Origin of the sequence: Aestuariimicrobium sp. T2.26MG-19.2B, assembly GCF_950101875.1 — a bacterium.
Lineage (GTDB): Bacteria > Actinomycetota > Actinomycetes > Propionibacteriales > Propionibacteriaceae > Aestuariimicrobium > Aestuariimicrobium kwangyangense.
The window spans coordinates 505,688-519,906 of sequence record NZ_CATNLW010000002.1; the positions used below are offsets into that span (position 1 = coordinate 505,688).

The window sequence follows — 14,219 nt, forward strand, 5'->3', positions numbered from 1 at the left end:
CTCGTGGTGGAGACGGAGGCGCCTCGTCGACTGCCCCTGAAACGCCGCTGGTGGGCGTGGAGCACCTGGTTCACCAGCGCCCAGCTCGACAGTCCTCGCTTCCTCGCCACCTTGTGGGTGATCGCCAGATGCCTGGTGTTCGCGCTGTGGCTGATCGCGGCACCCAGCACCCAGGGCGATGTCGTCTACTACTTCGAGAAGACACGCGCCCTGTTCGACGTCGGTCCCCAACAGACCCTGGTCGAGTACCCGACGCCGGTGATCTGGTTGATGCTCGTCCCCTACTACCTCGGGTTCACCACCAAGGTCGGCTACATCATCGTCTTCGTGGTGGTGATGCTGGCCATCGACGCCGCCATCTGCCGCAGCCTGTGGATCAACGGCGGCCGTCTGCGCGGTGAGGCGGTCGTCTTCTGGGTGGTCTTCCTGGCGTTCATCGGACCCACGGCCTACCTGCGTTTCGACCTGGTCACCTCGGCCCTGGCCGCCTGGGCGCTGCTTGCCCTGGTCAACCGGCACCACGGACGAGCCGGGGCGCTCATCGGCCTGGGTGCGGCCACGAAGCTGTGGCCGGCACTGCTGTGGCCGGCCCTGCTCCGCGGGGATGCGCGGGCCCGGGTGAAGGCCACCGCCGCCATGTTCGGCCTGGGCGGGGCACTGGCCCTGGCCAGCCTCCTCTGGGCGGGGTGGGACCGGCTCCTGTCGCCGCTGACCTGGCAGTCGGGACGACACCTGCAGATCGAGTCGGTCTGGGCTACCCCGGCGATGCTGTGGCGGATCCTGCACCGGCACGACTACTGGGTGGGCATCTCGAGCTTCCAGGCCTTCGAGATCTGGGGACCGGGGGCCAACGCCCTGCTGGCGATGGCCACCATCTCGACCTACGTGGGCTACGCGCTGGCCGTCGGGGTCTACCTGGCGTGGCTCCGACCGGGTCACTCCCGCCGACGGATCGAGGCGGTGGTGCTCATGCTGATGGTGATCCTGGTCATGATCGTGACCAACAAGACCTTCTCGCCGCAGTACATCATCTGGCTCGGCGGGCCGCTGGCGGCAGGGTTGAGCGTGATCTCCTCAGCGGACGACCCCTCCACCTTCCGGCGCCTCGCCGACGAGCGGCGGCTGATCCGCACCGGTTCCGTGCTCCTGGCCCTGACCCTGGCCACCCAACTGGTGTACCCGATCGGATACGCGCCGCTGGTCAAGGGATCCTTGGGCATGACCGCGGTCACGTTGGTGCTGGCCGCCCGCAACTTCGGGATCGTCGCCCTGCTGGTGTGGGTGCTGCACTGGCTGTGGACGTTCCTGCGACCCCCGGCGAAGAAGGCCCAGCCGTTGCAGAAAGCCCAGCGGTGAGGGGGCTGACCCGCGAACTGCGGGACGACCTCGTGCGGGTCTGGCGGCACGGGGCCCTGTGGGCGGTGGTGTGGATCGTCACCCGGGCCTACATGTTCTCGCAGTGGTCGGCACACGCCCGGTTCATCTGGAACGACGTCCGCTACTACTACGCGTGGATGTCACAACCCGACCTGGGCATGAACCGTCTCGTGGAGTACCCCGTGCCGGTGCTGTGGGTGTTGGGGTTGATCGTGCTCCCGGCACGGGAGGTGAACGACTACGTGGTGCTGTTCGGCCTGACCATGGCCGCCCTCGACGCGGTCTTCACGATCGCGCTGCACCGCCGTGGATCCACCCGTGCCGTGATGTTCTGGACCGTCTTCGTGCTCGCCTTCGGTGGGCTCATCTGGTTCCGCTACGACATGGTGCCCGCGCTCGTGGTGGGCCTGGCGGCGCTCTACGTCACCAGGCATCCACGGGTGAGCGGTGCTCTGGTCGCGCTGGGTGCCGGTCTGAAGCTGTGGCCCGCGCTCCTGATCGCCCCCCTGGCGGGGCGCCATCGCGCGGGTGTGCAGCGAGTCGTGTGGTTCGCGTTCACCGGACTGGCCCTGGCGCTGCTGGCGCTCATCAGCTCGTCGCCGGCGCGACTGGTCTCGCCCCTGACCTGGCAGGGAGACCGGGGGTTGCAGATCGAGGCGGTGCCGGCCACCTGGCTGATGGCGCAGCGGGTCACCTCGTCGCAGTGGAAGGTGGAGTTCAGCCCCCACAACGCCTTCGAGATCTACGGACCGGGCGTGGACGCGTGGCTGAGGGCAGCCGACCTGGCCATGGCCGTCGTCGTCATCTGTGCCGTGGGCATGGGGCTGATGGCCCTGCTCCACCGGTCGCTGCCCGCCGATGTGCTGACCTTGATGATGGTCGCAGTGGTCGCCGGGATGCTGGTGGCGAACAAGACCTTCTCGCCCCAGTACCTGGTCTGGCTGGCTGCCCCGGTGGCGGCCCTGCTGGTCGAGGCCAGGACCCGACTGATGTACCTGCTGGCCGCCGCGGTTGCGGTCACCTGCATCGTGCTGGCGTGGTTGACCCAGCAGGTCTATCCCGTGCAGTACGCCGGGCTGATCGGCAACCCCCACAGTTCCTCGGCGGCCACCTCCGTGCTGGTGGCTCGCAACCTGTTGATGGTGGCCGTCTGGGTGGCGACCCAGGTGTCGGCGGTGGTCGTGCTGCTGCGCAGGGTCGGGCGTCGCTGAGCCCGAACGGGGGCGGCACCAGTCCGTGCGTGTGTGTTGGTCAGGCCGTTGGCTTTCGATAGCCTTGTCAGAGGATCAGGCACGGAAGCCTGGCGGCGGCTCTCAGCGGAAGAAGGCGATGGTGGCTCCCTCCACCTCAGACAGCATGTCCCACGACCAGGCGAGTGACTTCGGAGCCAATGACTGGCTGATCGATGAGTTGCGAGAGACGTACGAGAAGAACCCGGACGAGCTCGACCCCAGCTGGCGTACCTACTTCGACCGGGAGTCGAACCACCAGTCTGCCCCCGCATCGGTGAGCCCCGAGCCGACCGCCGCCGCCCAGACCAAGCCCGCCCAGACCAAGCCGGCCCCCAACGGCCAGGCCCCGGTCAAGGCGACGGCTGAGACACCCCAGCCGGATCCGTCCAGGCCCACGCCCGGGCAGTCACCCGAGGCGATCCCGGCCGATCCGAAGCCGGCCCCCAACGCCGCCAACTCACCGCGCAAGGTTCCCGAGAACCGTCCGAACCGCCCCTCGGTGCCCGGTGCCTCGGGCGGCCTGTCGGCCGACGCACCCAACCCCACCCGCCGCCCGACCGTGGAGTCCGCTGCTCCCGTGACGACGGTGATGAAGGGTGCACCGATGCGCACGGCCAAGAACATGGACTCGTCGCTCACCATGCCAACGGCCACCTCGGTGCGTTCCGTGCCCATGAAACTGGTCATCGACCAGCGGACGATGATCAACAACTTCCTGCGTCGCAGCAAGGGCGGCAAGGTCAGCTTCACCCACCTCATCGGCTACGCCATGGTGCAGGCCCTCAAGGCCGTCCCGGCCATGAACAACGCCTACGCAGAGGTCGACGGCAAGCCTGCCCTGGTCACCAACCCGTCGATCAACCTCGGTCTGGCGATCGACGTGGCGAAGAAGGACGGCACCCGCCAACTGTTGGTGCCCAACATCAAGAACTGCGAGTCGCTGGACTTCAACCAGTTCTGGGGCGCCTACGAGGAGGTCGTGGCCAAGGCGCGCAGGGGCGAACTGACCGTCGACGACTTCGCCGGCACCACCGCCTCATTGACCAACCCCGGCGGTATCGGCACCAACCACTCGGTTCCCCGGCTGATGAACGGCCAGGGCACCATCCTGGGAGTCGGCTCGATCGACTACCCGCCGGAGTTCCAGGGCAACTCCGAGTCCAGGCTCAACGACCTCGGCATCGGCAAGCTCACCACGCTGACCAGCACCTACGACCACCGCGTCATCCAGGGCGCCCAGTCGGGTGAGTTCCTCAAGAAGCTGCACGAGCTCCTGATCGGGCAGGACGGCTTCTACGACGACATCTTCAAGGCGTTGCGCATCCCCTACGCCCCGTTGCGCTGGGCCAACGACATCTCGGGCCACCGCACCAACCAAGTGGCGAAGGCCGCCCGGGTGGTCGAGTTGATCCAGGCCTACCGATCGCTTGGCCACCTGGCCGCAGACATCGACCCGCTCGAGTACCGCGTCGGGAGCCACCCCGACCTGCAGCTCGAGACCCATGGGCTGACCATCTGGGACCTCGACCGTGAGTTCGCGGTCGGCCGGTTCGGCGGCAACCGCCGCGCCTACCTGACCTTGCGCGAGATCCTCGACATCCTGCGCGACTCGTACTGCCACACCCTGGGCGTCGAGTACATGCACATCACCGATCCCGACCAGCGCACCTGGTTCCAGGAGCGGATGGAGAAGCCCCACGTGGCGCTCCCCCGCGACGAGCACCTGCGCATCCTCGACAAGCTCAACGAGGCCGAGATCTTCGAGACCTTCCTGCAGACCAAGTTCGTGGGTCAGAAGAGGTTCTCGCTCGAGGGTGGCGAGTCGGCGATCGTCGCACTCGACGAGATCTGCGAGCAGGCGGCCAATGACAACCTCGACGAGGTGTGCATCGGCATGCCCCACCGTGGACGCCTGAACGTGCTGGCCAACATCATCGGCAAGAAGTACGGCCAGATCTTCGCCGAGTTCGACGGGAACATGGACCCCCGCAACTCGCAGGGAACCGGTGACGTCAAGTACCACCTCGGAGCCGAGGGCCAGTTCACGGCACTGTCCGGCGCCACCGTCAAGGCCTCGGTGGCTGCCAACCCCTCACACCTCGAGGCGGTCAACCCCGTGCTCGAGGGCATCGCCCGGGCCAAGCTCGACCGGTTGCGCTCGAGCGGCGGCGTCTACCCCGTGGTGCCCATCCTCATGCACGGTGACGCCTCGTTCGCCGGTCAGGGCGTGGTCTACGAGACCCTGCAGATGAGCCAACTGCGCGGATACAAGACCGGTGGCACGATCCACCTCGTGGTGAACAACCAGGTCGGGTTCACCACCTCGCCCAGCGAGTCGCGCACCTCGGTGTACTGCACCGACGTGGCCAAGGTGATCGAGGCGCCCGTCTTCCACGTCAACGGGGACGACCCCGACGCCTGCGTCGAGGCCTCGCGGATGGCCTACGAGTTCCGCCAGAAGTTCAACAAGGACGTCGTCATCGACCTGATCTGTTACCGCCGCCGCGGCCACAACGAGGGTGACGACCCCAGCTTCACGCAGCCCAGGATGTACGACCTGATCGAGCAGAAGCGCTCGACCCGCAAGTTGTACACCGAGTCGTTGATCGGACGCGGTGACATCTCCGTCGCGGACGCCGAAGAGGTGATGGACCGCTTCCGCAGCCGTCTCGAGAACGTCTTCAAGGAGGTCCGCGAGGCCGCTCCCGACGCCGACGAGTACAAGAAGGTTCCGGTCTACCCCGTCAAGCCGGGCGGGTTCAAGGGCACGGCCACGACTCCCGACGTGCTGGCCAAGGTCGCCGAGGTGCACTCCAGCTTCCCCGACGGGTTCACCGTCCATCCCAAGGTGCTGCCCCAGCTGGAGCGTCGCGCCAAGGCGATCATGGAGGGGCCCATCGACTGGGCCACCGCCGAGTTGCTCGCCTTCGGCTCGCTGCTGCTGGAGGGCAGGCCGGTGCGCCTGACCGGGCAGGACTCGAGGCGCGGCACCTTCGTCCAGCGTTTCGCGGCCATCGTCGACCGGCACACGAACGACTCGTGGGTTCCGCTCAAGCACCTCAGCGAGGACCAGGCGACCTTCGAGGTGTTCGACTCCCTGTTGAGCGAGTACGCCGTGATGGGCTTCGAGTACGGCTACTCCGTGGCCGCACCCGAGGCGCTGGTGCTGTGGGAGGCACAGTTCGGCGACTTCGCCAACGGCGCCCAGACCATCGCGGACGAGTTCATCAGCTCCGGCGCGGCCAAGTGGACCCAGAAGTCCGGAGTCGTCCTGCTGCTCCCCCACGGGCATGACGGGCAGGGTCCCGACCACAGCTCCGCCCGGATCGAGCGTTGGCTGCAGTTGTGCAGCGAGGGTGCCCTGGCGGTCTGCCAGCCCTCGACACCCGCCAGCCACTTCCACCTGCTGCGTCAGCACGCCTACGTGAACTGGCACCGTCCCGTGGTGATCGCCACCCCCAAGTCGATGTTGCGCAACAAGCTGTCGACGTCCATGCCCGAGGAGTTCACCACGGGCACCTGGCAGCCGGCACTCGACGACCCGACCATCACCGATCCGGCCTCGGTCAGGACCGTGCTGTTGTGCTCGGGCAAGATCCGCTGGGACCTGGTGGCCGAGCGCAAGCGCCGCGGGCTCGAGGGGCAGGTCGCGATCGTCTCGCTCGAGCGGCTCTACCCGCTGCCCGATGAGGCACTCGCCGCCATCCTGGGGCGCTACCGCCACGTCGACGACGTGCGCTTCGTGCAGGACGAGCCCGAGAACCAGGGTGCCTACGAGTTCATGAAGCTGCACCTGCCCGCGGCTGTTGCGCGGCACATGAGCAACTACGAACTCTCGTTCACGGGCATCACCCGTCCCCCGGCCTCTGCGCCGTCGGTGGGCCTGTCGAAGGTTCACCAGGCCCAGGAGGCCGAGTTGCTGCAACGCGCCTTCGACGCAGTCGAGGGCTGAGCCGTGTACTTCACCGATCGCGGGATCGAGGAACTCGATCGGCGCCGCGGCGAGGAGGAGGTCAGCCTAGGGTGGCTGGCCGAGCAGCTGCGCACGTTCGTCGACCTCAATCCCGAGTTCGAAACCCCGGTCGAGCGGCTGGCCACCTGGCTGGCACGACTCGACGACGATGATGAGGACTCCTGACATGAAAGACATCCAGGTGCTGCTGGCGGCCCATCGTGAACTGGCCGGGGTCGAACCCGAACTGGTGTGGGCCGGGCCGGGTCGGGTGAACCTGATCGGTGAACACACCGACTACAACGACGGCTTCGTGATGCCCTTCGCGCTGGAACAGTGCGCACTGGTCAGCCTCTCGAAGCGGGACGACGACCGGGTACTCGTCCAGGCCCTCGACCTCGACCAACGCCACGAGGTGGGTCTCGACGAACTTCGTCCCTTCGACCATCCCGAAGCCGGCGAGCGCGGGTGGTGGGACTACCTCACGGGGTGCATCTGGGCCATCGGGGGCATTCCGACCGGGGTGACGGTGGTGTTGTCGTCCGACGTGCCCTTCGGCGCGGGTCTGTCGAGTTCAGCCGCCATCGAGTGCGCCATGATCGGGGGGTTGTGTGACCTGTTCGGTCTCGACATCGCCCCCCTGGAACGGGCCACCCTGGCCCGCAAGGCCGAGAACGCCTACGTCGGTGCACCCACGGGACTGCTCGACCAGGCCGCCTCGACGTTGTGCACCGAGGGGAACACCCTGGTTCTTGACTGCCGCACCCACGACACCGAGCAGGTGCCCATGGACCTCGGGGCCGCTGGACTCGAGATCCTCGTGTTCGACACCAAGACCCCGCACAGCCACGTCGACGGTGAGTACGTCGAACGACGCGCCAGCTGTGAACGGGCGGCGCTGCTGCTCGGCGTCCCGGCCCTGCGTGACGTGACCGACCTGGACGAGGCGCTGGCGAAGCTGGCCACCGCTGACGATGCCGAACTGCTGACCAAGCGGGTGCGGCACGTCGTCACCGAGGACGAGCGGGTGCTCCGCGCGGCCGAGTTGGCCCAGGCCGGCGAGTTCGAGGCCCTGGCCCCCCTGCTCGACGCCTCCCACGCCTCGATGCGCGACGACTTCGAGATCACCGTTCCCACGGTCGACCTGGCCGTCGAGAGGGCCCGGGCGGCCGGGGCACTCGGTGCCCGCATGACCGGTGGCGGGTTCGGCGGCTGCATCATTGCCCTGTGCCGCGCCGGGGAGGGCGACACCATCGGGCAGACGATCGCCGGGGCGTTCGCCGACGCCGGCTACGGCGCCCCTGCCTGGTTCACGGCCACCCCCGCAGCCGGGGCGCGCAGAATCCTCTAGTGGCGGGGGGTCAGTCGACCTCGACGCGTTGGGCGCGCACGCGCGCGACCAGCGCCACGGCCGCCGTCACGGCCAGGGGCAGCACCAGCGCCCACCACCAGGCACTGGCGTCGGGGGCGATGGCGACGACCACCAACAGGTGCAGCAGGGCGGCGGCGACCATCGGACCGGTGGTCCAGAATCGTCCGCGAAGCGCCCACCACGCCACCGCGCCCACCAGCAGCCCGTAGAGCAGCAGCATGATGCCGACCCCGACGGAGAAGATGCCGTGGCGCTGGGCCGCGACCACCACCCCGAGCACCACCAGCGCAGCAGCGGCCGCTCCTGTCAGGCCACCGGCGACAATCAGCGGACGGCGGACATGCTCAGGGGTGGTCTGCACGGGGGTCACCGGGATACTCTAGAGCGTTGTTCCCATGCGCTCGGTACCGTTTCCGCTCGCCGGCCAGGAGTCGGCGGTAGGGTGGCGTGAGCCCGAGCCCGTCACATGGGATGTCCGGCGAGCCCACTCTTGGGACTTGCACGTCACGGTGCCCCAGCATCGAGAAGGAGTCACACTGTCATGGACTGGCGCCACCGCGCGGCATGCCTCACCGAAGACCCGGAGCTGTTCTTCCCCATCGGGAACACCGGCCCGGCCATTCTGCAGATCGAACAGGCCAAGCTCGTCTGCCGTCGCTGCGAGGTGCGTGAGCAGTGCCTGGCCTGGGCCCTCGAGGCTGGTCAGGACCACGGAGTGTGGGGCGGTCTGAGCGAGGACGAACGTCGCGCCATGAAGCGGCGTCAGGCCCGCTCCCGCCTGCGCAACTCCTGAACGACAGTCACTCCCTGATCTGCAACTGCAGGGTGGCGACCGCTCCCCTCCCGTTGCCGGGACGGTCGCTGGCATTGGCGAGGCTGAACGTGCCGCCCATGTCACGGACGAGGGTGTTGACGATGTTCAGCCCCAGGCTGGGCGAGGTCTCGATCGAGAAGTCCTCGGGCACGCCCTCACCGTCGTCACGCACCTCGACCGTGAGCTGCTGACCGACCCGGGTCGGCAGCACGCGGACCTGGCCCGATCGTTGGTTCAGGCCGTGCTCGACGGCGTTCTGGCACAGCTCGGTGATGACCAGGGCCAGGTTGGTGGCCAACGCTGCGGGCACCATGCCGAAGCTGCCCTCGCGTCGGGCGTCCACGCTCCCCTGCGCGGCCGCGACGTCTCCGACCATCCGCAGGATGCGATCGGCGACGTCGTCGAAGACCACCGTCTCGTCGAAGGCCTGGCTGAGGATCTCGTGCACCACTGCGATGGCCTGCACCCGGCTCATGGCGTCCTTCAGGGCACCTTGGGCCTCGGATGACTGCATGCGCCGTGACTGCAACCGCAACAGGGCAGCGACCGTCTGCAGGTTGTTCTTCACCCGGTGGTGGATCTCGCGGATGGTGGCGTCCTTGGTGACCAACGCCCGTTCCCGGTGGCGCAGTTCGGTGGTGTCTCGCACCAACAGCATGGTGCCCAGGCCGCCGTCCACGTCCGAGAGGGGGACGACGCGCATCCGGATGGTGGCCTGGTTCGACTCGAGGTCGAGTTCGCGCACCACCGTGCCGGTGAGGTCGGCGGTGATGGTCTGACCCAGTTGGGGATAGCGGGCCAGCACGTCCTGGATGATCTGGCGGATGTCGTCGCCCTCGAGGTCACCGACGTAGCCCATCCGACGGAAGGCAGAGACCGCATTGGGCGTGGCATAGCTGATGATCCCCGCGACGCTGGTCAGCACCATGCCGTCCCCGACCTTGGGGCTCAGCGAGGGGTCGGAGGGCGGGTACACCGGGAAGGTGCCCTGCCACACCATCCCCGACAGGATGTCGGCGGTCTCGAGGTAGGCGTCCTCGAGGGCACCGGGTGCACGCACGCCCATCCGGTTCGTGTGGCGCTCCACCACGCCGATCACCCGGTCGTTGCGGATGATCGGGATCGCCCAGACGTCCACCGGGATGCCGGCGCGCAGTTGGTTGTCGGAGGTCTCGCAGATCTCCTCGGACAGGTAGGCCTCGAGCACCAGGTGCTCCGGCTCGTAGCTGATGCTCTCGCCCACCACGTCGTCCTCGAGCGCGGTGGGCCCGGTGTTGGGACGGATCTGGGCAGCCGCCCAGAAGATGTTGTCGTCCACGTCCGGGACCCACAGGATCAGGTCGGAGAAGGACGTGTCGGCCAGCAGGTGCCACTCGTTGACGAACGCCTTCAGCCAGTCCGCGTCGGCCGGCGCCAAGGTGGTGTGGTCGGCGAGGATCTGCCCGAGGGATGCCATGCGCAGGATTCTAGGGGCAGCCCTCCGGCCCTCGGCCCCGGGCGGTGCGGGTTGGGGATGGGTGCTCGCATCTGGCAGAATGACCCCTCGGTGCAGTCCCTGCACTGACATCGAACAACTCAGGAGGCTGCCATGGGCAAGGGTGGACGCAAGCGTCGCGCTCGTCGCAAGAACGCAGCGAACCACGGCAAGCGTCCCAACGCCTGAGCCGTCGTTCGCCCCAGACACCAACACCCCCGAACCTCGTCCGAGGTCGGGGGTGTGTGCATGTCAGGGCAGGTGCGCCGAGCGGGTCAGGTCTGGGGATCGTGCATGGTGACCGAGAGCTTCATGACGCGCATGCGCAGGTCGGCGGAGGCCTGCTGTTCGGGATGACAGCGCTTCACGAGCATGGTGATGGTCTGCTCGATGTCGAAGGTCTCCAGACACTTGTCGCAGGCTGCGAGGTGGGCCCGGATGGCGTCCTCATCGCAGGTCGCGAGTTCGTGGTGCAAGAATTCCTGCAGCTGCGAGAGGGCACTCAGGCAGGCATTGTGCTCGGCCGACTCGTGTGGGTGACCAGCGTCGGTGTGGCGTTCGGCGGTCATGACTGCTCTTCCTTGCCCCGCTGAGTGGTCTGGATCTTTCTCCCCTGGGAATCGTGGTCGAGCCCGATCCCCCGCTCGTGCGCAACCCCGGCGAGCAGTGCCCGCAGCTGGGACCGTCCACGGTTGAGCCGCGACATCACCGTGCCGATGGGCGTGCCCATGATCTCGGCGATCTCCTTGTAGGCGAACCCCTCGACGTCGGCCAGCATGACGGCCTGCCGGAAGTCCGGGGAGAGTTCGTTCAGCGCCGCCACGATGTCCTGGTCGGGCAGCGACTCCAGCGCCTCCACCTCGGCCGAGCGCAGACCGGTGGAGTCGTGCTGGGAGGCCTTGGCGAGCTGCCAGTCCTCCACGTCCTCACCGGCGCCGCTGGTCTTGGGCTGGCGCTGCGCCTTGCGGTAGGTGTTGATGTAGGTGTTCGTCAGGATCCGGTAGAGCCACGCCTTGAGGTTGGTGCCGGGAGTGAACTGGCCGAACGACTGGAAGGCCTTGGCGTAGGTGTCCTGCACGACATCCTCGGCGTCGGCCGGGTTGCGGGTCATCCGCAGCGCCGCGCCGTACAACTGGTCGAGGTACTGCATCGCGTCGGCCTCGAAGCGTGCGGCCCGTTCTTCGGGCGTCTCGTTCGAGACATCGGGGATGGTTTCTGCGTGATTCAGGGTCACAAGGGACGATCCTACCCACTCACGCGTGCTGCCGGGCAGGACGGCGGTCGCCGGGACGACCGGACGATCCATCACTGCGGGTGCGCTCATGCCTGACACAACACCGACGACTCCCCGTGCTATTCCCCGGACGAGTTGGCGTCCTCCCGGGAGGCCCAGACGCTCTCGATGATGCCGAAATGACGGCGGCGAGACTCCCTCACCGCCCAGCCCCGCTCGGGCAACAGGGGCAAGGGACGCCTCGTCCACCACTCCCCCTGGCGCGGTCCGGTGATCGACTCCAGCAGGCGCTGCCCCCAGCGCAGTGGAGCGGTGGTCGACGCCACGTGGTCGGCCAACAGCAGGCTCCCTCCAGGACGGAGCACCCGGGCCGCCTCCCTGAGGGCCCCGCCGACGTCGGGCACGCCGCAGAGCACGAAGGTGATCACGACGGTGTCGAAACTGGAGTCCGCGAACGGTAGGTCGTCGGCGACCCCACGCAGCAGGGTCACCCCTGCCGATGCGGGCTTGCCCCGTGCGACCTCGAGCATGCCCTCGGAAGGGTCGATGCCGACCACCCCGTCGGCGTGGCCCAGCAGTCCCAGGTTGGCGCCCGTCCCGACGCCGACATCGAGCACTCGTCCGCTGGCTCGCTCGCACACCCACTGGCGGGCACCCGCCATGAACCGACGCTCCAGCCATGCCGAGGTGCGGTCGTAGTGCGGCGCCACCCGGTCCCACAGTTGGCCCGGCGCAGCTTCAGTCATCACGCGGCTCCACGGTTCGCACCACCACCCAACTGTGGGCGCCCACCCGCAGCACACGGCTGAAACCGTGCCGCTCGAAGAGTTCCACGGTGGCGCACGGCAAGGATCGTGGCTGCACCTCGTGGTCGTCGGTGGGATCGCTGATCGCCTCGACGACACCGCCACCCTCGGCCGCGATCAGATCGAGTGCACCCTCGACGGCAGCGCGGGCGACCCCCAGCTTGCGGAAACCGCGACCCACGAAGACGCAGCTGATCCTCCAGTCGGGTGTGGGCAGGGCACCCTCCGGGTAGCCACGGCCGTGCCTGAGGGTGGGCACCTCCTCGGGCGTGCCGTACTTGGCCCACCCCAGACAGCTCCCGTCCGCATCCAGCACCAGCGCTGCCCGGGCGTCCGGACAGCACTGTCCGACGTGGCCACCGTTAGCTGCGACCAACTCGTCGTGCAGCGGGCGCGTCTCGGGGCCCAGCGGCACGATCGTCCACGTGAACATGGCGCCATTGTCCCGCGCGGGTCCAGTCGGCGCGCCCGATCAGGCCAGCAACCCCAGGAAGGCGAGCACCTCGTCCCCCAGCCAGCGCCAGTGCTCGTCCGCGGAGCGCACCCGAGCAGGCGGTTGCAGACTGTGGGGTGCTCCGCCGACCTCGACCACGCGCACGGGCGAGCCCTCGGGCAGCACGGCGCGCACCTCCTCGGCGGAGCCGAACGGATCCGTCGAGCCCTGGAGCACGAGTGTCGGGGAGCGGGAGGCCAGGAGTTCCTGGGCCCGTGACTGGGCCGGTTTGCCCGGCGGATGCAGGGGGAAGGCCAGACAGACCACGGCGACGGCACCCGACTCCACCTGGGTGCGGCAGGCCACCCGGGCACCGTTCGAGCGGCCGCCACTGACCAACCTGTCGGCACCCACGTGCGCCACCACCTGCTCCACGGCGGCCAGCCAGGCCCGATCGAGTGCTGGCGCGCCCGCGGTGATCCTGCGTCCGGCTACCTTCCACGGCTGGGTGAACCGGGCGACGTGCAGGCCGTGCGCCGGGAGCAGTCGGGAGAGGACGACGAGATCCTTGGCGGTGATCTGTCCCCCGGCACCATGGCCCAGCGCGACCACGGTGCCACCGCGTGAAGCGGCCGGGCTGATCGTCCACAGGCCGGGTCCCTCGGGGGTGTCGACCACGAACTCCTCGGTCACAGCAGACCCTCCTGGACGAAGTCCTCGTCCGGCAGCGGTTGCACCAGTTCGGGGCCGTCGTTCTTGACCGTGTTGACCGCCGTCGACACGGCGTGCGCCGTCATCTCCCCGGGCTCGGGCAGGTGCAGCAATTCGACCGCCGCCGCCGCATCGGTGAGGGTCGGGTCGAGCCATGCGTCGATCCGTCCGGGTTCGAGTTGCACCGGCATGCGGTCGTGGATGTGGCCCAACTCGTCGACGGCGCGGGTGGTGATGATGCAGGTGCTGACCACCCACGCATCCTCGTCCTCCGGTGGTTTGGAGGGGTCGCGCCAGTACTCGTACAGCCCCGCCATCACCATCGGCCCCGAGACCGGGTGGATGTAGAACGGTTGCTTGCTCGGCTTGCCGCGTGGGGTCAGCACCGGGCTGCCATCAGGCTCGGTCAGGGCGTACCACTCGTAGTAGCCATCGGCGGGCAGGATGCAGCGGCGGGAGGCCATCGGTTTGCGGAAGCTGGGCTTCTCGGTGACGGTCTCGAGGCGAGCGTTGATCAGGGGGGCCTGGGACCTGGGCCCCTTCGACCAACTCGGTACCAGCCCCCAGCGCAGTCCGGCGAGCCTTCGGGTCACCTCACCGTTCTGCTTGCCCGCGCGCTCCATCACCACCGCCACCGGATCGGTGGGCGCGATGTTCCACCGGGGCAGCAGCCAGGGCGCTGGATCGGGTCCCGGGGCGACGACCTCGTCCACCTCGAAGGTCTCGACCAGCCGGTCGGCGCTGGCCGACGCCGCATATCGTCCGCACATGTGAAGACCCTAGTTCCTCGCACCCCTGCCCCCAACAGGGCAGA

General features: G+C 68.3%; 15 protein-coding genes. 7 read left to right on the forward strand and 8 right to left on the reverse strand.

The features are described 5' to 3' along the window. Positions 1-3 precede the first annotated feature (3 nt). The 5 genes from QQZ11_RS12210 to galK all read left to right on the forward strand — a co-directional run bounded on the left by QQZ11_RS12210 (position 4) and on the right by galK (position 7,912). Positions 4-1,356 (forward strand): glycosyltransferase 87 family protein, encoded by a 1,353-nt coding sequence (locus QQZ11_RS12210; RefSeq protein WP_284550603.1) that lies wholly within the window; start codon positions 4-6, stop codon positions 1,354-1,356. Then, a complete protein-coding gene (locus QQZ11_RS12215) occupies positions 1,353-2,588 on the forward strand; it encodes a glycosyltransferase 87 family protein (RefSeq protein ID WP_284550604.1) in 1,236 nt (411 codons plus the stop codon). Before QQZ11_RS12210 ends, QQZ11_RS12215 begins: the two co-directional genes overlap by 4 nt. A 118-nt stretch (positions 2,589-2,706) precedes the next feature. Beyond that, a complete protein-coding gene (locus QQZ11_RS12220; RefSeq protein ID WP_284550605.1) occupies positions 2,707-6,561 on the forward strand; it encodes a multifunctional oxoglutarate decarboxylase/oxoglutarate dehydrogenase thiamine pyrophosphate-binding subunit/dihydrolipoyllysine-residue succinyltransferase subunit in 3,855 nt (1,284 codons plus the stop codon). Between the two features lie 3 nt (positions 6,562-6,564). Further along, positions 6,565-6,747, forward strand: coding sequence for a DUF6104 family protein (locus QQZ11_RS12225; protein ID WP_022910392.1), 183 nt, complete (start codon positions 6,565-6,567; stop codon positions 6,745-6,747). Position 6,748: 1 nt separating this feature from the next. Then, the gene (galK, locus tag QQZ11_RS12230) at positions 6,749-7,912 is read left to right on the forward strand and encodes a galactokinase (RefSeq protein WP_284550606.1); all 1,164 of its coding nucleotides are present in this window, start codon (positions 6,749-6,751) and stop codon (positions 7,910-7,912) included. Positions 7,913-7,922: 10 nt separating this feature from the next. Here galK and QQZ11_RS12235 read toward each other — a convergent pair whose 3' ends face one another. Beyond that, entirely contained in the window at positions 7,923-8,303 is a 381-nt protein-coding gene (locus QQZ11_RS12235) for a hypothetical protein (protein ID WP_284550607.1), read from the reverse strand. 171 nt (positions 8,304-8,474) lie between these two features. Between QQZ11_RS12235 and QQZ11_RS12240 the strand changes: the two genes are divergently transcribed. Then, a complete protein-coding gene (locus QQZ11_RS12240) occupies positions 8,475-8,726 on the forward strand; it encodes a WhiB family transcriptional regulator (protein ID WP_022910395.1) in 252 nt (83 codons plus the stop codon). Between the two features lie 7 nt (positions 8,727-8,733). On the opposite strand, the gene QQZ11_RS12245 is transcribed toward QQZ11_RS12240, so the two are convergent. Further along, complete coding sequence (locus QQZ11_RS12245) at positions 8,734-10,203, reverse strand: sensor histidine kinase (RefSeq protein ID WP_022910396.1); 1,470 nt, start codon at positions 10,201-10,203, stop codon at positions 8,734-8,736. A 132-nt stretch (positions 10,204-10,335) separates the two neighbouring features. Between QQZ11_RS12245 and QQZ11_RS13695 the strand changes: the two genes are divergently transcribed. Then, on the forward strand, positions 10,336-10,410 hold the full coding sequence (locus QQZ11_RS13695) for a 50S ribosomal protein bL37 (protein ID WP_425393311.1): 75 nt from the start codon (positions 10,336-10,338) through the stop codon (positions 10,408-10,410). A gap of 86 nt (positions 10,411-10,496) precedes the next feature. Here QQZ11_RS13695 and QQZ11_RS12250 read toward each other — a convergent pair whose 3' ends face one another. From QQZ11_RS12250 to QQZ11_RS12275, 6 genes are all read right to left on the reverse strand, one after another. Then, complete coding sequence (locus QQZ11_RS12250) at positions 10,497-10,790, reverse strand: mycothiol system anti-sigma-R factor (RefSeq protein WP_022910397.1); 294 nt, start codon at positions 10,788-10,790, stop codon at positions 10,497-10,499. Next, a complete protein-coding gene (locus QQZ11_RS12255) occupies positions 10,787-11,455 on the reverse strand; it encodes a sigma-70 family RNA polymerase sigma factor (RefSeq protein ID WP_446698856.1) in 669 nt (222 codons plus the stop codon). Before QQZ11_RS12255 ends, QQZ11_RS12250 begins: the two co-directional genes overlap by 4 nt. Positions 11,456-11,574: 119 nt before the next feature. Next, complete coding sequence (locus QQZ11_RS12260; RefSeq protein WP_284550608.1) at positions 11,575-12,201, reverse strand: class I SAM-dependent methyltransferase; 627 nt, start codon at positions 12,199-12,201, stop codon at positions 11,575-11,577. Continuing rightward, entirely contained in the window at positions 12,194-12,694 is a 501-nt protein-coding gene (locus tag QQZ11_RS12265) for a GNAT family N-acetyltransferase (RefSeq protein WP_022910400.1), read from the reverse strand. Before QQZ11_RS12265 ends, QQZ11_RS12260 begins: the two co-directional genes overlap by 8 nt. A gap of 39 nt (positions 12,695-12,733) precedes the next feature. Continuing rightward, positions 12,734-13,387, reverse strand: coding sequence for an alpha/beta hydrolase family protein (locus QQZ11_RS12270; protein ID WP_284550609.1), 654 nt, complete (start codon positions 13,385-13,387; stop codon positions 12,734-12,736). Beyond that, on the reverse strand, positions 13,384-14,175 hold the full coding sequence (locus QQZ11_RS12275; RefSeq protein WP_284550610.1) for an SOS response-associated peptidase: 792 nt from the start codon (positions 14,173-14,175) through the stop codon (positions 13,384-13,386). Before QQZ11_RS12275 ends, QQZ11_RS12270 begins: the two co-directional genes overlap by 4 nt. Between the last annotated feature and the right edge of the window lie 44 nt (positions 14,176-14,219).

Excerpts from the sequence above, each read along its gene's own strand:
- QQZ11_RS12220 (WP_284550605.1), top strand. The coding sequence starts at position 2,707 with ATGGTGGCTCCCTCCACCTCAGACAGCATGTCCCACGACCAGGCGAGT.
- QQZ11_RS12240 (WP_022910395.1), top strand. The coding sequence starts at position 8,475 with ATGGACTGGCGCCACCGCGCGGCATGCCTCACCGAAGACCCGGAGCTG.
- galK (WP_284550606.1), top strand. The coding sequence starts at position 6,749 with ATGAAAGACATCCAGGTGCTGCTGGCGGCCCATCGTGAACTGGCCGGG.
- QQZ11_RS12265 (WP_022910400.1), bottom strand. The coding sequence starts at position 12,694 with ATGTTCACGTGGACGATCGTGCCGCTGGGCCCCGAGACGCGCCCGCTG.
- QQZ11_RS12250 (WP_022910397.1), bottom strand. The coding sequence starts at position 10,790 with ATGACCGCCGAACGCCACACCGACGCTGGTCACCCACACGAGTCGGCC.
- QQZ11_RS12260 (WP_284550608.1), bottom strand. The coding sequence starts at position 12,201 with ATGACTGAAGCTGCGCCGGGCCAACTGTGGGACCGGGTGGCGCCGCAC.
- QQZ11_RS12245 (WP_022910396.1), bottom strand. The coding sequence starts at position 10,203 with ATGGCATCCCTCGGGCAGATCCTCGCCGACCACACCACCTTGGCGCCG.
- QQZ11_RS12275 (WP_284550610.1), bottom strand. The coding sequence starts at position 14,175 with ATGTGCGGACGATATGCGGCGTCGGCCAGCGCCGACCGGCTGGTCGAG.